Source organism: Paenibacillus pedocola, assembly GCF_031599675.1.
GTDB lineage: Bacteria > Bacillota > Bacilli > Paenibacillales > Paenibacillaceae > Paenibacillus_AQ > Paenibacillus_AQ pedocola.
In genome coordinates, this window is record NZ_CP134223.1 from 5,926,938 (window position 1) to 5,948,077 (window position 21,140).

16 protein-coding genes are annotated in these 21,140 nt (G+C 49.7%); 4 read left to right on the forward strand and 12 right to left on the reverse strand.

All coding sequences use genetic code 11. From position 1 onward, the window contains the following. The first annotated feature begins 33 nt into the window (after positions 1–33). Together QU597_RS26370 and QU597_RS26375 are read left to right on the forward strand one after the other, a co-directional pair. Complete coding sequence (locus QU597_RS26370; protein ID WP_310830466.1) at positions 34–1,464, forward strand: VanW family protein; 1,431 nt, start codon at positions 34–36, stop codon at positions 1,462–1,464. Positions 1,465–1,673: 209 nt separating this feature from the next. Further along, entirely contained in the window at positions 1,674–2,081 is a 408-nt protein-coding gene (locus QU597_RS26375; RefSeq protein WP_310830467.1) for a CBS domain-containing protein, read from the forward strand. Positions 2,082–2,141: 60 nt separating this feature from the next. On the opposite strand, the gene QU597_RS26380 is transcribed toward QU597_RS26375, so the two are convergent. From QU597_RS26380 to QU597_RS26415, 8 genes are all read right to left on the reverse strand, one after another. Then, a complete protein-coding gene (locus QU597_RS26380) occupies positions 2,142–2,744 on the reverse strand; it encodes a DL-endopeptidase inhibitor IseA family protein (RefSeq protein ID WP_310830469.1) in 603 nt (200 codons plus the stop codon). Positions 2,745–2,972: 228 nt separating this feature from the next. Further along, on the reverse strand, positions 2,973–3,599 hold the full coding sequence (locus QU597_RS26385) for a type 4a pilus biogenesis protein PilO (RefSeq protein ID WP_310830471.1): 627 nt from the start codon (positions 3,597–3,599) through the stop codon (positions 2,973–2,975). Next, positions 3,583–5,193 (reverse strand): pilus assembly protein PilM, encoded by a 1,611-nt coding sequence (gene pilM / locus QU597_RS26390; RefSeq protein WP_310830472.1) that lies wholly within the window; start codon positions 5,191–5,193, stop codon positions 3,583–3,585. The genes QU597_RS26385 and pilM overlap by 17 nt, the downstream gene beginning before the upstream one ends. Before the next feature lie 15 nt (positions 5,194–5,208). Then, positions 5,209–5,958, reverse strand: a complete 750-nt coding sequence (locus tag QU597_RS26395; RefSeq protein WP_310830473.1) for a prepilin peptidase — start codon at positions 5,956–5,958, stop codon at positions 5,209–5,211. A 76-nt stretch (positions 5,959–6,034) separates the two neighbouring features. Then, positions 6,035–6,508 (reverse strand): prepilin-type N-terminal cleavage/methylation domain-containing protein, encoded by a 474-nt coding sequence (locus tag QU597_RS26400; RefSeq protein ID WP_310830474.1) that lies wholly within the window; start codon positions 6,506–6,508, stop codon positions 6,035–6,037. A gap of 193 nt (positions 6,509–6,701) precedes the next feature. Continuing rightward, positions 6,702–7,907, reverse strand: a complete 1,206-nt coding sequence (locus QU597_RS26405; RefSeq protein ID WP_310830475.1) for a type II secretion system F family protein — start codon at positions 7,905–7,907, stop codon at positions 6,702–6,704. Further along, on the reverse strand, positions 7,907–8,956 hold the full coding sequence (locus tag QU597_RS26410) for a type IV pilus twitching motility protein PilT (RefSeq protein WP_310830476.1): 1,050 nt from the start codon (positions 8,954–8,956) through the stop codon (positions 7,907–7,909). The genes QU597_RS26405 and QU597_RS26410 overlap by 1 nt, the downstream gene beginning before the upstream one ends. Positions 8,957–9,002: 46 nt before the next feature. Continuing rightward, entirely contained in the window at positions 9,003–10,667 is a 1,665-nt protein-coding gene (locus QU597_RS26415) for a GspE/PulE family protein (protein WP_310830477.1), read from the reverse strand. Between the two features lie 352 nt (positions 10,668–11,019). On the opposite strand from QU597_RS26415, the gene QU597_RS26420 reads away from it, so the two are divergent. Continuing rightward, on the forward strand, positions 11,020–15,558 hold the full coding sequence (locus tag QU597_RS26420) for a collagen-binding domain-containing protein (protein WP_310830478.1): 4,539 nt from the start codon (positions 11,020–11,022) through the stop codon (positions 15,556–15,558). Positions 15,559–15,680: 122 nt separating this feature from the next. Here QU597_RS26420 and QU597_RS26425 read toward each other — a convergent pair whose 3' ends face one another. The 3 genes from QU597_RS26425 to QU597_RS26435 are packed head-to-tail and all read right to left on the reverse strand — an operon-like array spanning position 15,681 to position 18,617. Then, a complete protein-coding gene (locus QU597_RS26425) occupies positions 15,681–17,459 on the reverse strand; it encodes a hypothetical protein (protein WP_310830479.1) in 1,779 nt (592 codons plus the stop codon). Positions 17,460–17,473: 14 nt separating this feature from the next. Next, positions 17,474–18,007, reverse strand: coding sequence for a prepilin-type N-terminal cleavage/methylation domain-containing protein (locus tag QU597_RS26430; RefSeq protein ID WP_310830480.1), 534 nt, complete (start codon positions 18,005–18,007; stop codon positions 17,474–17,476). Then, positions 17,991–18,617, reverse strand: coding sequence for a prepilin-type N-terminal cleavage/methylation domain-containing protein (locus QU597_RS26435; protein WP_310830481.1), 627 nt, complete (start codon positions 18,615–18,617; stop codon positions 17,991–17,993). The genes QU597_RS26430 and QU597_RS26435 overlap by 17 nt, the downstream gene beginning before the upstream one ends. 196 nt (positions 18,618–18,813) lie before the next feature. Here QU597_RS26435 and QU597_RS26440 point away from each other — a divergent pair, with 196 nt between their 5' ends. Continuing rightward, positions 18,814–19,599 carry an alpha/beta hydrolase gene (locus QU597_RS26440; RefSeq protein WP_310830482.1) on the forward strand — a complete coding sequence of 262 codons (786 nt, stop codon included), beginning with the start codon at positions 18,814–18,816 and terminating at the stop codon, positions 19,597–19,599. A gap of 100 nt (positions 19,600–19,699) precedes the next feature. Here the strand turns inward: QU597_RS26440 and argH are convergent, their stop codons facing one another. Continuing rightward, complete coding sequence (gene argH / locus QU597_RS26445; protein WP_310830483.1) at positions 19,700–21,115, reverse strand: argininosuccinate lyase; 1,416 nt, start codon at positions 21,113–21,115, stop codon at positions 19,700–19,702. Between the last annotated feature and the right edge of the window lie 25 nt (positions 21,116–21,140).

Consider the following 21,140-nt stretch of genomic DNA (forward strand, 5'->3'; position numbering starts at 1 on the left):
GCGCAAATCCGCCGCCCTGAAGGAGTTTTTCAGATGAAAAAAAAACACGCCGCCCTCATCACCGTAATCGGGCTACTTCTGGCCGGATCCCTTCTGGCCGGGGGACTTCATATATATGGAAATCAGCAGACGGTCCCCAAGGGCACCCGGATCGCCGGCTGGGATATCAGCGGAATGGATATATCCGAAGTCCGCAGCGGACTAGCCGCGAGGCTGAATGCCCTGGAGGCGGTCCCGCTGATTCTCAGGGCGGAGGGAAATACCGAGATGACCGTCACCTTGGAGCAGGCCGGAACCACTTATGAAGCAGAGGCATTTCTCCGGGGGCTAAAAGAGTTAACAGACGGAGGACTGCTCCATCGTGTCCAAGCCCGGCGGAGCTTTGCCAGCTCTTGGGGCCTCGGCATTCATCTGGAGATTAAGCAGCTGCAGAGCAGCTTAAGTCCGGCTTGGGAACGGGAATCGTTCGGCGTTCCGGCAGATGCGACCCGCCATATTACCGGAGATGATCAAATCATCTACACCCCGGAAACGACCTCATATAAGGTCGACTGGCATGGACTGGAGCTCGCCCTGCGGGCAGCCCTTCCTGCCCGGCTCAGCAGCACAGAGTTCCTGACGGGTAAGCGCATTACCCTTGAAGTGCCATTAACCGTTCAAGAGCCGGCTGTAACACTGAAGGCTTTGAAGGACCAGGGAATTGAGCGTAAGATTTCGCAATTCAGCACCTCTCTCGGCTTAAGCGGTCCAGGCCGTACCTTCAACGTGGAGGCCGCAGCGAAAGCGGTCAACGGCACGATGCTGCCGCCGGGGGCTGTCTTCGACTACGGCAAAGCGATTGAAAAAGCCCAGGCGGAATCCGGCTTCCGCGAAGCGCCGGTTATTGTGAACGGGAAGCTGCAGCCCGGCACCGGCGGGGGAATCTGCCAGGTCTCCAGCACGCTCTACAATGCGGCCCTCCGCTCCGGCCTGGAGATTGTGGAACGCCGCAATCACTCCCTGCCGGTCAGCTATCTGCCCAAAGGCCAGGATGCGACCTTTTCCCAAGGGTATATCAATTTCCGTTTCCGCAATAATACCGGTAAATATCTAATTATTAAGGCGGCGGTCCAGGGCCGGACGCTAACTGTAAAGCTGTTCGGCACCTTCCCGAGAAATGTCTACTATTCCGTTCAATCCCAAACGGTTGAGGTGCTGCAGCCCGCAGCTAAATATGTAGCGGATTCCTCTTTGCCCCGCGGCGGTACCCGTGTTCTGCAGAGCGGAAAGCCAGGGTATATCGTCGAAACCTATATCACCCGTTTCGTTGACGGCAAAGCCGTAGAGAAGAAGAAGCTCTCCCGCGATGTGTATCCTGCCCAGAAGCAGGTGATCGCCATCAACCGCGGCGGCATGAGCAATGCGGCCCGGCCGGAATCCCTGAAGAAGCCGCTGGTGGAAGACGGCGTGAGCAGCAGTGAATAGAAAAATTACGGACAGCGGAAAATAACCGCTATTCAGAGCGCACAGCAAAAAGACGGTTCAGAATACGTTCTGACCGTCTTTTTGTGTAGCTTTATAACACTGCTGAAATTACGCCGATTATTTTACACAGTCATTACTTTGGTAATTATTGGAGTTTACGCAGGCGCGTTACACTGGGGGAAGACCTCCAGAAGAAAGGATGAAGAAATATGAGCACCGTATTAACCTCTGAATTGTCCGCCGTGCTACGCAGCGCCCCGTCCGTTCCGGCTTCGCTCACCTGCCGTGAAACGATGCGCGTCATGTTCCAGCATCCGGAATCAAAATGCATCGTTGTCTGCAATGAAGGGAACGAGCCAGTGGGCATACTGATGTGTGAACGTTTCTTTTTAAGAGCTACCGGGCGCATGGGTACGGACCACTTTTACCGGGAATCGATAACCAAGCTGATGAACCGCAAGCCCCTGATTGCCGATCTATCCACCCCTGCCGCCTCTGTACTGGCTGAAGCCATGAACCGCCCCGACATGATGAAAAATGATTGCATCATTATTACCTCGCAAGGCAAGCTCGCCGGTGTCATTTACCCTTCAGACATGCTTTGCTCCCGGCAGTAAGGCATGTTCCCCCAGCCCGGCGTTATCCTCCGCTATAACCAGCTGTATCTACTACCTGCCTTAGAATAAGGTATCCGGTGACATATCGATTCTCCAGTAGCCGTTCACTTTTTTCAATTTGACGACTACCATTTCATTCGCCCCCTGGCCGTCAGGCTGTGGCACACTCAATTCGAATACCGCGGTGGTTGCCGTTTTGGAGACCATAATGGCTGTAGCCTTATCATATTGAAGCGCGTTGCCCACATCGGCATTCACCTGCGCCATTCTTCCCTTATACTCCAGGAATTGTGTCTGTACATAAAAGGCGGCGGCATTGTGCGTGTAGGCTCTTTTTATGTAATTCATCAGTTGCTGCTTGGTGCCAAGATCGCTGGAAAGGAACCGGTAATTCATACCGTTGTATACGAATGTTTCCGGATTGTATACATTGCCGCTCCCGCTGGCGTAGGTATACAATTTTTTGGCGTGAACGACGAGCGGAATAATGCTTTTCACCGTCAGATTGTTAATCGTGGCCGGGCCCTCTTTACCCGGTACAGAAACCGCTACCGTCTTTATGGCCGTGCTCCCGGTGTCCGGCACCGCTGCCATTGCCCCGCTCCCTGCCGACACCAGCCCCAGTGCCAGAGCCAACGAACCTATCATCCACTTCTTGTTCATTCTCAATTCCTCCTTGTTGTTCTGCTTCACCAAGTAGATCACAGTTACTTCCATTACAATGACCGTTACTTTATACTTTACGGCGGCTTGTAAGCTAAAATACCCAATTCATATAGGAGTGAAAACGGATTTATGGGGGATGGGAACAAAAAAACTCCGCCTTCATTTGATAAGAAGGCGCAGCTGGGATCCGTTGCATATTTCACTAACAGGTTCTAGGTTATTTTGTTACTTAATGGCAACTTGTGCCTCTGTCTTCGGGGAATCCGGCGCATCCTCATAATAAGCTGTGAAAGAGATATTAGCTGTAATAATGCTTCCGGACTCCCCATTTGCAGCCGAATCCTCCGACTGCTGGAAGCTAAAAGAATCCACATTGATGATACGCGGCATAAGCTGCAGCGCAGTCAACCAGTTCCGGATACTGGTATACTCCCCTTCCACGATTGCTGTCATTTTCAGCTGCTTGACCGTAGGAAAAGCGATATCGGCCGAGCCCGTCATTTCCTGAATGGGATTGTTCTCACCAATGGCGAAGCCGATATCCTTAAGCCTTGCATTCGTATAACTGCCGATCGTCCGCAGATCAAGTATAAGCTGTTCGCTGGCGTCGCCGCGCGGAAGCTGTGCCAGCAGAGCTTCTTGTTCCTGATTGGCTTCAGATGAACTCTTCAACTCGTCAATCTTCGTTTTCAACAGCCCGTTTTGCTGTTCTAGCTGTCCAATCTGCAGATCCTGATCCTCAATCTGGCGGTTAACCGGCTTTACCCCAAACATGAAGAAGGCGAACAGCAGCAGAAACAGCACAAGTACCCCGAGTACTATGGGTGAACGATATTTATTGATCTGTTCCATTCTCTGCAGCTCCCCCTTCATTATTCTGTGTAGCTGTCCCCTGGTTATCTTCTTTCAGGTTTACCTTATAAATGGCGGTGTAGGCTCCGGCCAGTGAAGCAGCAGACCCTGAATCGGCTTCACCTTCGGACAATTTCTCGATGGATGCATCCACAGTAAAGGACATCTTCCGCAGCTTAACCAGATATTCGGAAGCCTGCTCCATTCCCGGAACGCTCACGGTCAGATCAATCGAGGTGAGATAGGTATAATTGATATTCCGCAGAGCACTGCCTTGCGGCAATCCTTCCGCCAGTTCATTTAACACAGATACGATGTTTAATTTATACTTCATAATCTCATCTATTGCTGCCTTGCGGTCCAGTTTGGCGGACCCTCCGTTATTAAGCTGGGTTAACTCGCGTTGCAGCATGGCACTCCGGTCCTGAAGTCCCTGCAGCTGCTGCTGCTGGTCACTTAATTCGCCCTTCCCTGAAGCAAAATAAATGCCGATCCCCAGTGAACCCAGCAGCCAAAGTCCTACGAGCGCGATTACCACGTAAGGGAACAACACAGCCTCCCTATCTTCGCGGGGCAAGAGATCAATATGGCGGATACGATGGCCGAAAGCGGCTCCAGTAGCGACACGGTAGTTGTTCAGCTCCGGGTCCTGCCCTGTATCAGCTTCCAGCTGATCCAGATTGACCGGGATAATCTCCTGTTCGGACAGGGACTGACGCAGTTCTGTGTGAAGCTGTCTGCGTATGCCCGGCGTCCCTGTAATCAGCACATTGCTGATACGGGTGCTCCCATCATGCAAGCTGTATTGATAGAAATTCAGCATCCGGGATATCTCGGCAGTGATCTCGACCATTTGCTCAGGTGACAGCACTTCCTCAGGCATTTCCAAAGAGGCCGCCGCTTCCGCGACATACGCAGTCATCTCAGGACCCTTAGGTGCTTCCACTCTGTTCTGATGTAAATCTGCTACGTTAATCGTCCGGCTAAATACGGGGTTACCGTCCCGGTACATATAAATGTCCAGCATGGACTGCTCCAGATGGATCAGCATCGTCTCGTTAAACAGTTCTCCCTGGCTGGCAGTAATGGTACGGGCAAGGGCAGTGGCAGATATTTCAACACTTAAGACCCGCAGTCCTGCAGCTTCCAATACATCAATGTAGTCCTGAATGGACTGCCGGGGTGCGGCAAAAACGAGCAGCTGACTCTGTTCCTCGTCTACCCCTGTTGTCACATAATCATAAACGGGATTCTCAAAAGGCAGATGAAGGCCGGTTTCGACCTCCAGCTTCACGAGTTGTTCCAGCTCTTTTTCGTTCGTGCTCGGAATGCTCATCTTGCGGATAATGATTTGTGCCGGCGGGATGGCTAAGGATACCCTCGCCCCCCTCAGTCCTTGCTGCTTCACCCAAGGCTTGAGGGCACCAAGCAGTGCCTCGCTGTCTGCGACCCGGTTCTCCACGATCATTCCGGAAGGCAGGGCAAGCGTCCCTTTTTTGCGGACCTCCCAGGTCTTATTTTTCTTTAAGCTGATGTAGCGAACCGCAGATTCTTCAATCGAAATCCCAATCGCCTGTTGACCTAGTACAAGCATGCGATGATAACCCTCCTAACCGATAAACGTGAGATAGAAACCAATGATGTCCGGGCCATACAGCAATGCAACCAGTGTGCCGAACGCCAAAAAAGGTCCGAATGGCATATGTTGTTTTTTTTGAACAAGACCTGCAAGCTGCAAGCCTCCGCCAACTGCCGCACCAAACGCACAGGCAATAAGAAAGGCCACAATGACATTCGGCCAGCCGAGAATCCAGCCCAGCAGCGCGAACAGCTTGACATCCCCCATTCCCATACCGCCAAACAGCGCAAGCAGCAAAAGAACGCCGCCTCCGCTCAGCGCACCAAGCAGATGAACCCAGAGCGGCTCCTCCGCCATAAAGGGAACCAGTACCAGAAAGAGCGGCAGGAAAAACAGCAGCACCTTATTCGGAATCAGCATGTACTTCAGATCTGAGACCGTAATAATAACCGACAAGCTGGCCAGCAGCAGCCCCACCAGCCCTTTCAGCGTAAGCCCCAGCTCCAGATACATCCAGAGGAACAGGAGTCCCGTCGCCGCTTCACCCATCGGATATAACAGGGAAACTTTCACGCCGCAGTGATGGCACTTCCCGCCGGACAGCACATAGCTGAAGACCGGGAACAGATCACGCACACCCAGCCTTGTATTACATTTCGGACAGCGTGACGGTGGATGCAGCAGCGACTCTCCCGCCGGTACCCGCAGTGCCACCACATTAAAAAACGAACCAAGTACCAGTCCGAGCAACGTGATATAAATGGCGATGAATATAGTCATGGTAGTGTAGGGTCCCTTTCAGGGATTTTAAAAAAGGAATCGGAATGGTTCCGATTCCTTAGAAATATTACTATAGTTAATTAGTTCTTTTAGTCTTTAGTATCTCTTCTTCAGAAAATTGCTTTGCCTCTGAATCAGTATCTAAAGTAGCTGTTCTGAGATCAACTGCAGCAGTATCAGCTAAAGTACCATCAGCACTAAAAGTAACTTTACTAGCATTAGCCAATGCCTCTTTTGTACTTGGAAGAACAATACCGGGTTCTAAATAACCCTGTGACTTTAAAGTTTCAACAGTTATTGAATAAGCTGCTGTACTTGTAAAAACACCTTCCTTTTCAGCTATTGTGTACATCCTTGCAGCTTCGTACACTTGTCTTGCTGTTGCCAAATCCGAGTCTTCTTTTGTATTGTTAATAATTCCGCTAATCATTGGAATCGCAATAACCGCGATAATCCCCAGAATAATGATAACCGCCAAGAGCTCAATCAGTGTAAACCCCTTCTGGTTCTCTTCCTTGCTCAATCTTTTTTTAATAGCTTGTGCCAACATTTCAATTTCCCCCTTGAATTTAGTAGTGTTGTAGTGCCGATAGAAAACTTATTCTACAATTTCTAGTCTTCCTTGCTGCCTTGCCCTGATATAGAAACAAATCCCCCATCATCCAGCACACGTGAAAGTTTCTTGGACTCCACACCGCCTTCCCGGCGTCACCCCTCTCAATATATACAAGGAACCGCAAGGCTCACATATTACCGTACAGACTGAACATCGGCAGCATAATACTTGCCACTATAACCCCAACTACACCGGCCAAAAAGGCAATCAGCAGCGGCTCGAGCAGTGATTTCAGGCGGTCAACCGTATTCTCTACATCCATCTCATAGAAATCGGCGACCTTAGACAGCATGGTATCCAGAGCGCCCGTTTCTTCTCCGATGGCGATCATCTGGGTAACAAGCGGCGGGAAGACCCATGCCTTCTTTAGCGGCTCAGACAGCGGTTTACCCTGCCGCAAGGAATCGCCTGCACTGCGGATAAACTTCCCGATCACTTTATTGCCCGCCACCTCCTCCACAATCGCCAGCGATTGTAAGATAGGGACGGAGCTGGCATATAGCGAAGCGAAGGTACGGGTAAACTGGGCGATAGAGCCTTTCTGGTTCAGCTTCCCGAACACCGGCAGCTTCAGCTTGGCATAATCAATTGCATAGGCGCCTTTCTCCGTCCGCTTGGCTACCTGGTACGCCGCGATCACCAGCAGCACTCCGAGGATCCAGAAATACCACTGCCCCTGAATGCTTTTGCTAAGTGCCAGTACCATCTTCGTAATGGCCGGCAGCTCCGCATTCATCGACTCGAACATAGTGACGAACTGCGGGACGATGGCCCATAGCAGGTAGACTACCGCTCCGATAGCCATCACTCCGACGGTGATCGGATAGGTCAGCGCGGACTTGATTTTTTCGGTCGTTGTATGCTGCTTCTCAAAGAACATTGCCAGACGCTCCAGCGTGCCTTCCATATTCCCAGACTCTTCGCCTGCGCGGATCATGCTGACAAACAGCGGCGGGAAAATTTTCTTATGGTCTTGCACAGCCTGAGAAAAGGCTATTCCGCGCATTAGACTGGAGCCGACATCCTGCAGTGCTTTACGGAGCGGTTTGCTCTCGGTCTGTTCTGCCAAAATCCGGGTTGCGTCCACAATCGAGACCCCCGCACGCATAAGGGTGGCGAACTGGCGGCAGTAGATGATGAAATGAATCGTCTTGACTGGATTCCCGATATAAAGCTCCATTTGCATGATTGAGGTCTTGCGTTCTACCAGCAAAAATACGGTCAGACCGCGCTTGCGAAGCTCTTCCATCGCCGCAGGCTTGTCCGATGCGGTCAACTTACCCTTGATCTGTCTGCCCGATGAGGTCTTGACCTGATATTCAAACAATGCCATCAGCTGCCCACCTCATTCATGTAGGCTTTGGCTGCATCCGGTTGAACCAGCCCTTGGGCCAGATATTCACGGATGCTCATCTCGAGTGTATGCATGCCAAGCGCCCGGCCCGTCTGCATGACATTTTTAATCTGGTGTGTCTTCTCTGTCCGGATCAGATTGGCGACAGCTGGCGTATTGACCAGAATTTCTGTTGCGCACAGGCGGCCGCGTCCTCCAGCCCGGGGGAATAGCCGCTGGCTAATGACCGCAAGCAGGACTGAGGCCAGCTGCGAGCGAATCTGCCCCTGCTGATGGCCCGGAAAAGCATCGATGATCCGGTCAATCGTCTGCGGTGCATCCGTGGTGTGCAGCGTAGCCAATACCAGATGCCCTGTTTCCGCTGCCGTAATGGCGGCCGATATCGTCTCCAAATCGCGCATCTCCCCGACAAGAATCACATCAGGGTCCTGCCGCAGGGCAGCACGCAGCCCGCTTGAGAAGCTGTCCGTATCACTGCCAACTTCCCGCTGGTCGACCAGACATGTACCGTGCCCGTGCAGGAACTCGATCGGATCTTCAAGCGTAACGATATGCTTGCTCTCCGATTGATTAATGGAGTGGATCATGGCTGCCAGTGTGGAAGATTTACCGCTACCCGTCGGGCCTGTCACCAGGATCAAGCCCTGGGGCTTCCTGGCCAGAGATGCCAGCAGCGGCGGCATGCTGAGCTGTTGTAATGAAGGAATGTCTGCCGGTATGGACCGTGCAGCGATGCTGATGCCGCTGCGCTGGCGGAAGACGTTCACCCGGTACCTGACTCCATTCTCCAGCGGAAAGGAAAAATCAGCCTCCCCTGCAGCGGCAAGGGTCTTACTGTGACGTTCGCCCATCAGCAATTCGGCCATCGCGGCCGATTCCTCAGGGTTGACGGCCTCTCCTTCAATCCGGTGAAGCGCTCCGTCAATCCTCATGACCGGCGGAGAACCTACGGAAATATGCAAATCGGAAGCTTTGGAGGAATAGGCCATATGGAGCAGCTCTATTATGTCTCTTGTGAATGTCGTCATCGGCTTCTTCCTCCCTCGAAATCAGTCCATCTTCTTAATGGTTTTGTTAGTGTGACACCGTCTCGCGCAGAACCTCCTGAAGGGTAGTCATGCCTTGCGTAACCTTAAGGAATCCGTCCTCCATCAGTTGTACCAGCCCGCTTGTCCGGGCAGCGGATTTCATTTCTTCGACTGTTGCCATATTCGTGATCAGTTCCCGCAGATGATCATTAATCGTCAGTACCTCATGAATGGCAATACGTCCGCGGTAGCCCGTGGTATTGCAGCTGCCGCAGCCGCGGCCGCGATGCAGTCGTTCAGTCGGCAGACCGTGCTTACGGAGGACAATCGCTTCCTGTTCCGAGGGTTTGTATGTTTCTTTGCAGTCGCTGCAGATCTTGCGGACCAGACGCTGGGCGACTACGCCAATTAGTGAAGAAGCGATAAGATAAGGTTCAATTCCCATATCCCGAAGTCTTGAAATTGTACTGACTGCATCATTGGTATGCAGCGTTGACAGCACTAAGTGCCCGGTAAGTGAAGCTCTCACTGCAATCTCGGCGGTTTCTGTATCCCGGATTTCCCCTACCATCACGATATTCGGGTCCTGACGCAGGATGGAACGGAGTCCCGCTGCAAAAGTCAGTCCCACCGCAGGATTCACATGAACCTGATTGACCCCTTCGAGCTGATATTCCACCGGATCTTCGACCGTGATAATATTGGAACTCTCCACGTTAAGCTGGTTCAGTGCAGAATACAGTGTAGTGGTCTTCCCGCTTCCGGTTGGCCCTGTAATCAGCAGAATGCCGTAAGGTTTGGCGATCATGTCCCTGAACGCAGCATAATTAGGCTCGCTGAAACCGAGGCTGTCCACCGATTTGATACCTGTGCTTAGGTCGAGCAGCCGGAGTACAATTTTCTCCCCGTGCATCGTGGGCAGAGAGGACACGCGGATGTCGACCATCTTGTAGTCGAATTGCATCTTAATCCGGCCGTCCTGAGGAAGCCGCCGCTCGGCAATGTTGAGCTTGGCCATAATCTTCAACCTGGCTGTAATAAAGCCTTGCATTTGTTTAGGAATGACACGCTCCGTCCGCAACGTTCCGTCGATCCGGTAACGGATCGTAAGATTATTCTCGCCCGGATCGACATGAATATCGGATGCCCGCAGCGCAACAGCCTGCTGAATCATCTGATTAACGAGCCGGACAATCGGCGAGTCCTCGTCCGTAATCTCCGTCTCTTCAATCTCTTCCTGGGTAGGAAGTTCTACCATCATCTGGCTCATTGAATCGCGCATGCCGTAATGCCGGGCTATCGCCCGCTGGAGTTCGTCCCGGGTAGAAATAGCCGGTTCAATCTTGAACCCGGTGCTCATCCGCAGATCCTCAATGGCAAAATAGTCCAGCGGATCGGCCATGGCAACCATCAGCTTCCCGCCCTCTTTCATAAATGGCAGTACCTGATAGCGCTTGGCCATACTCTCCGGAATAATCTGCGTGATTGCCGGATCAATCTGATATTTAAACAAGCTGACATGCGGAATGCCCAGCTGGAATTCCAATACTTCGATTAACTGCTGTTCGGTGATATAGCCCTGCGAGATTAAGAGGTCTCCGAGCTTGCGTTTGGTCTTGCGCTGTTCACCCAGAGCCTCATGCAGCTGTTCCTGCGAGATAATACCGTTCTCTACCAGCAGGTCCCCGAGTCGCTTTTTTATGATTGCCAACGTACGCTCATCCTCACTTCGTAGAGTTTATATTTATATATCGGATATAAGAAGAAGAGATTTAGGTTATGCACTACAATTCTGCCAAGAATAGACCGATATCATTATGTATTCCAGTGCAATTTTAAATAATAAAAATATTGGAAATCTATGAAATTCTAGTTCCAAATACTTAAAAATTAGGGTAATTTTTCATAGATATTTATTGCCTATACATGTAAATTGTCCTAGAATGATATATAGCATATAACTGTTTTATTTACAATTAAGATTTCCAATTTCCGACTGAATTCGATACAAATATTAATAATTACACCAATTTATTCAATATATTTTCAGGGGGAATCGTCAAATGAAATTGTTAAGGCGCAAAAAATGGATTCTGATTTCTGGAATCTCGCTGTCGATTCTTATCATTGCCGCATTTATTCAAGGTTTCCTTGTATCTGTTAATGCTACCAATACTAATTACACGATTCGTATCCTGGAGATTACCGATCCGAACAGTGCCAGCCTCAAGCTTAGTGACAGCGATCCCTTCCCCTTTAGTGAGTTAGATGACCTGCAGAATGTATCCAATGTTAAAATTGATACCATTACCATGAAGCGGTTCGTATCCCTGCGTGAGAATTGGGACGGCAAATACGATGCCATTTATATCGGTAAAGGTGATTACAGCACAACGTTGATTAACAGCAACGGAAACAGCAGTACAACGGTTAGGCAAGAAGCCCATAAAACCTTAAGCATTGAGAATGATATTACCCTCCTTAAAGCGAAGGAAATAACCGACTATTACATTAATAAGGGCCTCTATGTATTTTTGCGGGAGGAGACATTCACCGCCCAAGCTACAGCTGCGGCCAAACAGGGGAATTTATTCGCTACCTTTAATCCTTACCGCACCACTGCTAAATCAAATATTGTTTTTCTTAACAACAAGGCAGCTCTGGACAATTTCACAGCAAAAATCAAAGATGCCTCTTCTCCCTATCTGACCGGCCTGACCCAGCGTCCGAGACTTGCGATAACCAACAAGGCAGATATTATCAGCTACCGTAATACGCCAAGCCATGCCTACGTTTCAGGCGATACACTAAGCTTCGATGTTAAGTTAGACAATATTATCAACTTAACTCAGCGTCCCGTCCGGGTCCGCTTATTTATGAACGTAGACTCTTCACTGCCCATGAAGGAGAACAATGTCGTTGCTACTGAAATTATGAGTTCCTCGTCGGGAACAATCAGCTACAAGCTTCCGCAGACCTATTCAGGTCCTTTGTACTGGAAAATGGAAATTACCGATACCCTGAGCGATTTGAAAGATTTCGACTCCGGCGTCATACTCTACAAAGGCATCAAGCCAGTAATTAAGGTGCTGCAGGTAATGCCAGCTGGCTTGACAGACAGTAATTTGAAAAGCACTGTATACAAAAACATGGACTCCTCCTATTTGACCGGCACGAACAGCAAGGATTTCGAAATCCAGATCACACCAATAGATATGAGAGCCTTCAACACATATATTGCCAACCATATCAGCGCAACCGATCCTACCTCCGGATTAAACGGAGTCTACGATATGATCGTATTCGGCTTCCAGGACATGTACGACCGTGTCAGCACACCAATGCTATCCAAAGCTGCTGCAGATGCGGTAAAGGCCTTTGCCGAACAAACGAAGCAAAGTCTGATGCTCACTCATGACACCATTTTCCGTGAAGTCGATGCGAATCCGGCTACACCGGCATTGGACCCCTATCTGGAAAGCACCACGAGCGGAGTCCAGAACCTGAACTATTGGAGTTCATATTTCCATGACATGGTTGGCCAGGCACAGCCGCGGACCTATCTGGGCGGTAGTGCAGTCAATCCTTCTACGAAGGTAGTGTCGGTAAACGAAGGTCTTTTGACGCAGTATCCCTTCGATCTCGACAAAATTGACCTGACTTCAAGTACGGGACGCTACACGGTTGCCACTACCCATGACCAGTTCTTCCCGCTGAACCTGGAGCGGGCTGATGTCATTCCTTGGTACAACATTTCCGGATCCGGCCGGGATACCGATGACAGCTATAACCACTTCTACACGTACTCTGTCGGCAACATTACTTTTTCCGGCACAGGCCATACCAACAAAAACTTCCCCCAGTGGGAACAGATGCTGTTCGTCAATACAATGTACCGTGCGTTTACCGGAGCTAACCACGCTCCTGAGATTACAGTTGCTATGCCCGTGGATAAGAGTATCAAGCCTTCGTACCAGGACAAACTCGTTGTTAGTTATACAGTCAATGATTGGGATCTTAAGGATAAAGATCTCCTCACTGGCATTAAGTTTAAGGTTAATAACGAATACTTGTCTGATTATGAAATGGCCGAGAAGACAGTGCAGTCCGGGGAGACCATAACACAAACCTTTAACAACCCGCTTCCCGAAGGAGGCGCCCTTCAGATTGAAATTACGGCTAAGGACAGCCAAGGAGCCCTCTCTACCAGAACGGTGAACGTAACCGTAGAAAAGGTAGGTTCGAATCTAACTCTTAGCCGGACTGTGTCTTCGAGTGCAGTGGAACGAGGAGATACTGCTAACCCTCTTATCCTTACTTATACCGTTACACCGAACTCGATCCCTGCTTATACCGTTCAGAATGGAGAACAGACGATTAGTAATCTGACAATTTCAAATATCGAGTATTCGGAGCGATTCCCGGCAAATCTTGAATTTATGGATCCTCTGCCAGCCGGGACTTCCAAGAGCGGCAATCTTACATCCGGGTATACACTGACGAGAAGCCTTGGTGAAATTAAGTATCATTTGTCTGCGGATGGTAAAACTTTCGAGCCAGACACCGGTCAAACCATTAATTTCAGCCTTAACGCTGTCGCAGGTGAGAAGAAATCCTATTTGCTGGAGAATGCAAAATTGAGTTTTGAAGAGATACATGCTACTTCAGAGATTTACAGATCAGTAAATAGTATTAGCAGTGAATTTAATGCGTTCTTGTTTGGCGACATCAAGCTGAAGAGTACCAGTACAGACGGGAATCTGGCAGCAGCCGGAAATGCGGAGTTTACCAGCTATAGTCTTAACGGGCACGGTACCCGAACCCTGGTAGTCGGAGGAAACTTTATATTCAATGGCGGAAATGGCGCCAAAATTCATGGCAACGTCGTTTATGGGGGAACGTCGACAGTTACTGTGAATAATTCTGTTGAAGGTTCGGTAACCAAAGGAACTCCTATCGATTTCACAGAAACCCAGCGGCTTATGCTGCTAGAGTCCAGCAGTCTTGATTCACTGGCCGCTAAGGTTGTTGATGACCAATCTCTAGACTTCACCGGCACGGATAGTAACCGGAATGTTTTTGATGTTACTACGGATACTCTGAAAAATGTCAAGATAGAGGCTCCGGAAAGCTCGACGGTTATTATCAATGTACATGGAGAATCCGTTTCAATGCACGGCGGCTTTACCTTAAAAAATGTCAAAAGCAATCATGTGCTTCTAAACTTCCCTGAAGCGAAGTCACTTACTATTGGCGGGATAAGAGTAGATGCTACAATTCTTGCACCTTTAGCCAGCGTACAGTTCGACAACGGTCAAATATCCGGTACTCTTATTGCTAAAAAGCTTTACACCGATAACGGCGGATCTTTAAGACTGGATGTATTCACCGGAACGCTTCCAGAGGTCGTAAATGATACTCACCCCGACCGGCCAAAGCAGACAATCTACTTTAACCCGGCAAGTTTTGAAGCTATCGTAAAAGTAACCTCTCTCTCCCTTCAAGGAGCACGGATCAATATGAACACCGAGCTCGGGATGAAATCTATGGTTACTGTCCTGCCGGACGATGCGAGCAATAAGGAAGTCTCCTGGGTTTCTCTGAACCCGGATATTGCTACAGTTACCGATGAAGGTGTAGTTAGAGGCATTAAGGCGGGAACTGCTTCGATTCAAATTACGGCGAGAGACAGCAGTGGAGTTACAACTTCGGCAATAGTAGAAGTCGTTTCTCCCGATCTGAATATTTTAGGGCCAACCAAGGCTTATGTAGGTGATCATCCAGCATTTGAGGCGCTGTATGATACGGCTGACACAATTGAGGGTTACGAATGGTCAATTAAACGGGACAGTAATTCGGCAGGAGCTACTCTCAGTATACCTTCGGGTTCGCTTAACGAACATGTTACTATGACGGCTACCCGGTCCGGTCAGGCTACACTCGTGGCGACTGTAAAGACTAACAAGTTTAAAGATGGAGCTGCCAGCAAAGAACTAACAGTAACCTTCACCAATCCGGTAAGCCAGATCACCATCGACGGAGTATCCCAGGTAAATGTCGGGCAGAAAATCCCGTTACAGGTAAGAGTGGTTCTACCGGATAATGCTGATCCCGCTGTTTATACCTGGAGCCTGGAAGGCGCCGGTGGCACCTACGCACAAATTATTCCTGGCAGCACCACCAGCAGCATAGAGTTAAAAGGACTGCAGATTACCGAGAAGGACAAACCTGTTATTGTGAAGGTCACTACACCGGGCCCTGTTCCGGGACAGCCTGTCACAGCAACTGCTCTAATTACTGTGGGGGCAAGATTAACCAATTTAAGTCTGCCTCCAACGATCGACATTGGAGTGGGGAGCGAGAATTCTCATGACCTGTTTAACATCAGGGATCTCACCTTATTCCCTGTAAGCATGACGCTGGCCGATATCGTAGGCAAGCTGGAGTGGACCAGCAGCAATCCTGCTGTAGTTAGTGTAACAGGGAACGGCGTAATTACCGGTATCATTAAAGGTTCGGCAACGGTCACTGCCACCTATAAGGATAATCCTGCAATTAAAGCTTCGGTTCAGGTCAATGTGATTAATGAGGACCGCTACTAAAACCGTTGTAAAGCTAAAATAATGTCTCTTTCCCCTCAGGATGGTAATCAAAAAGAACCCCCGGGCAATACCAGCGTGACTTCACTGGTACCCCGAGGGTTCTTTTGGTTTGATGATCTTTTCTAATCCAGCTTCACGCCTTCAACTCGGATATTGACTGTATTAACACGGGGTAGCCCTGCCTGCTGGTCGTTAAAAATCTGATCATTGTAGGTAGCTTTGAAGCGGGTCAAGCTGTTATTAGCGGTAATCGTGATATCTCCAGTACCTTCTGACGCACTGCCTCGCACAGCATTGATCGTCAGATCTCCTTTGGCGAAGAATCCGCCGCTTAGCGAAAAGATTGAACCTACACCGTACAGCTTCGCGTCGGAATCCGTATAGAAAAACGCATCCAGCGGGGCAGGTTCATTATTGGTGAAGGCTGCCAGCCGGTTAATCAGAATTCTGCCTTGGGATATGAGCACCAGCTCTTTGTTATTCAATCCTTTGATCGAGGCGTCTTCGACAATGGTCGTGTAATCCTCTGCCGAGTCTAGCGAAGAAGCCCGGAGGGCAAAGATCGTCGAGTCGAAATCCACCTTCCCGCGGATTTCCACTTTTCCTGTAACAAGAATATTTGCCCGCACTTGAATCGGCGTAGCATTCCCATAGTTATTGATAATTAAATCTCCGTCAATGATATACCAGTTGCGGGGTGAGGTTGAGTTTTTAGCGCTTTGTGTATAATTAATTCCACTTAGCTCGGTACCATCCAACGTCAAATTGCCTTTATAGATTACGGATTTGCTCGGCTGAGTCAACTGCTGCACTGCAGTATTGTAATCCGTCAGATTCTTCTTGCCTTGTTCCGAAGTGTCTGTTGGGTCAGGCTTGGAAGGAAGCACCGGATGATCAAATATAGATTGATAATTAGTGCCCAGATAATTAACCAGATTGCCGGATGCCAGGTTCTCAGAAATCTTCTTTCTATCCGCTCCGGCCCCTACCGCCTCAGCAATTTTATCGATAAAGGAGTACTCCACATTCACCTCAACGAAGCTGCGGTGACTCTTAATTTTCACGTCCTGCTGGGGGATTTTGCCGGTCATCGAGGTGGAGGAAGTAAGTTTATCGGCAGTAACCGGTTGTTTGCCCTGTTCCTGATAGACAAGCTTATTCAGTGATTGAATATGGGCTTCGCCCGAGAGCTCAAAGGGTTTAGATACAAAGGAGTGGTCTCTAGTTTTATATTTATATAGAGCGGTGTCACTAATGGTCAGTGTATTGCCGGCATATATATTGCCCTGAATATAAGGCGAACCGTTAATAGTTAAATTATTCTCTGAACCCAGGGTATACTTTAAAAAATCCGGAAAAGTATCGATTACCACCGTCTGCGAAAGCGTCCGGGTTACACCGTTTACATCCGCCTCAGCAGTCAGAGTCAGTCTGTAACTGACCGATTGCCCTGCCTGGGCGGGTCCGCTTTTTACAGAATTGACCTTAACAATTTTGCCTACTGCAGTTACACCCTCTGTCTGAAGCAGGTCGGTACTAACCAGCAGTCCATTCGATCCGCCTGCCTGTAAACTCTGCAGAAAACTCGCAATCTTGTCATCCAGCTCATTTTGGCTTAGGTCCACACTCTTACCAACCTCTTTATTAAGGCTTGCAGTAATATAGGCTATCGCTTCATCGAGGGTCTTCTCCGCCAGGTGCAGGCTCTGAACATCGTTCTTCCGTGTCTCCGTTCGCTGTGCCCCCCCGACTGCTGCGCTAAGCACACTAAGCCCAAGGATGGTAAGCAGCAAAACAATAAACATCACCAGCACCAGAGCGGATCCCTGCTCTTCCCTGAAGCGCCGCGCTGCTGCTCCTGGTCTTATATTAATGATATGACGCTGTGACGGTTCAGACATCTGCCAGCCACCTCCTAAAATCCGAATTTGCTTTCAAGTTCCATAGTGTAAGCTCTGCCGTCATACATCTGGGCCAGTTTTAGCTTGATTTTAATAAGTCCGGTATCGCAGGAAAAGCCAGACTGGCAGGTCCTTCCATCAGCAGAGGTTGAAGAAATGACCGAACCCGTTAGACTAGAGTCAATGGAAGTCCGTGGGTCATTCGGATCAGGTACGGCCGTAATTGCCCCAATAATAAGGCTGCCTCCAGAAAAGGCGATCATCTCATCGGCAGCTGACCCTTTTTTCAGCGTAATCCCGTTTATGTTGGTGGTATTTATTACACTTTCAGGAGCATAGGTATATAGTTCATTAATAATTGTAGACATAATAATATCGGCTTCATCCCGCAAAGCGTTCTCAATCGTTATTTTGTGATAACTGCGGAAGCCAAACATGGTTACCATTGAAATAATGCCGACTATCATGGAAAAGAGTGTTAAGGCTGCGATCATCTCGATTAAGGTAAAACCATGCTCCGACTTCAACCGCTCAGCGAATTTTTTCATCTGTAATATAACCCTCCACCACTGTACTGGCAGTATGGCCGTTAGGGCCGCCAGGTCCTGTTACCGTTACCTCTACGGGAATTAAATACGGTGCCATCTCTTGTTTGCGGATATCCACCGCCCCTTCCGTATTTCCGCCGGTCCTGCCATTCTTCATTTTCTGATGCAGATTAGCCTGATAAGTAATATCCACCTGATAGCTGACATTATTGATTACCGGATTAAGCACATTGGCAAGTGTATTCACGTCGGTTATTATGCCATCATAGACGGCACAGCTTACCGAAGTCTCCGTAAGAGGAACACAGCCGGATGCCTTAATACTGGAGTGTCCTGCAACTGCAGGCTGCGTCCCTTTTGCCGGTGTGCCTTGGAAATACACGCTCATCGTCTCAAAGTCCTGCTTCTCCATATAAAAAAGCGCGTTCCGCGCCAAATTGACCATAATTGTCTTATTCTGGTTCGATTTCGAGTAGGACAGCGCCCGGGTAAAATAAGAGGTTAGCACAAGGGATACAATCGAGAGAATGACAATAGCCGCCAGCACCTCAATCAGGGTAAACCCCTTTTCTGTACCCCCTGTTGTATTCCGTTTATCTTTCAATACCATCCGGTTCGCTCCTTATCCTGTTCTGCCTGTCATAAGTCCTATTCTTTGCACCGTTCTGAATCTTTCTACCTATTCCCATTATATTCTTTCATTTGTTGCCCCAGCAATCCTATTAGACATAATTATTCTAGAGATTTCTACTATGTATATCGGTTTTGCACTGTGCTATCATTTGTGCTAAAAGGAGGATGTATCCATGGCTTTAATAGAATGCAAATTTTATTCCGAAGTGCTCGGATTAAGCACCTCAATGACGGTTATTCTGCCGCAGCAGACGACTACGCAAATTGGTCTCAGCAATGTCAAAAGGGGAGATCTTCACCCGACACTCTACCTGCTGCACGGTTTATCGGATGATGACTCCATCTGGCTGCGCCGGACCTCGATTGAACGGTATGTGGCAGAGCTGGGTATCGCCGTGGTCATGCCGCAGGTGCACCGCAGCTTTTATACAGATATGGCAGGCGGGGGCAATTACTGGACCTTTATCAGTGAGGAGCTGCCGGCGCTCGCACGCTCGTTCTTCCCGCTGTCGCCAAAACGTGAGGATAACTTCGTAGCCGGTCTCTCCATGGGCGGGTATGGAGCGATCAAGCTGGGGCTGCGCAAGCCGGAGACTTTTGCCGCTGCGGCAAGCCTTTCCGGGGCGCTGGACATGGCGCATGATTTCATCAACTGGGAGAATCCATCCCAGAAGAGCCGGGAGTATGAGCTTATTTTCGGGCAAGAGGATATCGACGGCACTCCAAATGATCTGCTGTGGCTGCTCAAGGAAGTAGACCGCTCCAAGGGACCTAAACCGCTTCTCTATCAGTGCTGCGGCACGGAGGATTTCCTGTATGAAAATAATCAGAGCTTCCGCAAAGCCTGCGCCAAGACTTCACTGTCTCTAACCTATGAAGAAGGTCCGGGCGAACATGAGTGGGGCTACTGGGATACCAAAATCCAAGATGTGCTGAAATGGCTGCCGCTAGGTAAATAATCAGGCCGGTGCTGTAAAAAAAGACTGTCCTTCCCGTAACCCGATACGGTGAGGACAGTCTTTGGTTTAGGTCATGTTTGATTAGGATCAGCCTGACTACTTATTCGGCACTCTTGGCATACTGTGTTACCCATTTGCCTGCTTCCAGAAGAGAAGCTTCAGCCCGTTCAATCGCCGCTTTAACCTGGACAGTGGCTGTGCCGCCGTAGACGTTACGGGCGTTCACTACAGCCTCAGGCTGCAGAACAGCATAAATTTGGTCATCGAATAGCGGTGAGAACTGCTTGAATTCATCGAGTGTCAGATCGAGCAGGAATTTGCCTTCGTTGATACAATACAGCACGGTTTTGCCGATCACCTCATGAGCCTGGCGGAAAGGGAGTCCCTTGCCTACCAGGAAGTCAGCGATATCGGTCGCATTGGAGAAGTCAGTATTGACCGCTTCACGCATCCGGGTTTTGTTCACCTTCATGGTTGAGATCATCGGTGCGAACAGCTGCAGCGCACCTGTCAGCGTGGCTACTGTATCAAACATGCCCTCTTTGTCTTCCTGCATATCCTTATTGTAAGCCAGCGGCAGTGATTTAAGCACGGTCAAGAGACCGATCAGGTTGCCGTAGACACGGCCCGTCTTGCCGCGCACCAGTTCCGGTACGTCCGGGTTCTTCTTCTGCGGCATGATGCTGCTGCCGGTACAGAACGCATCGTCAAGCTCTACGAAGCTGAATTCCGTGCTGCTCCACAGCACGAGCTCTTCGCTGAGCCGGGATAGATGAGTCATAATAAGCGCTGCGTTCGCCAGGAATTCAACAATGAAGTCACGGTCGCTGACAGCATCGAGACTATTCTCATACACACTATCAAAACCAAGCTGCTCCGCCACAAAATGACGGTCAATCGGGAACGTCGTTCCGGCAAGGGCCCCTGCGCCCAGCGGAAGCACATTGATCCGCTTGTAGCTGTCCGTCAGGCGCTCCGCATCGCGGCGGAACATGGAAACGTAAGCGAGCAGGTGATGGGCAAACAGGATCGGCTGAGCGCGCTGCAAATGCGTGTAGCCCGGCACAATCGTCTCCACATTGTCTTTAGCCTGTTCAATCAGTGCTTCCTGCAGTTCATGCAAGAGTCCCACGAACTCCACCACCCGGTTGCGAAGATACAAATGCATGTCTGTCGCTACCTGGTCGTTGCGGCTGCGTCCCGTGTGCAGCTTGCCGCCAACCGGACCAACCTCCCCGATCAGATTCTTTTCGATATTCATATGAATATCTTCGTCCGCTACAGAGAACTCAATCTCGCCTGCCCGAACCTTATCCAGCACCTTGTTCAACCCGGCCTTGATGGTTTCGACATCCTCCTGAGGCAGAATACCGCATTTGCCCAGCATCGTCACATGGGCCAGACTGCCCTGCACATCCTCTTCGGCCAGCGCCTTATCAAATCCGATGGATGCCGTATATTCCTCCACCAGCTTGTTTGTTCCTTTGGTAAACCGTCCGCCCCAAAGCTTGCTCACCTGTTATGTCCTCCTCTGATGGACG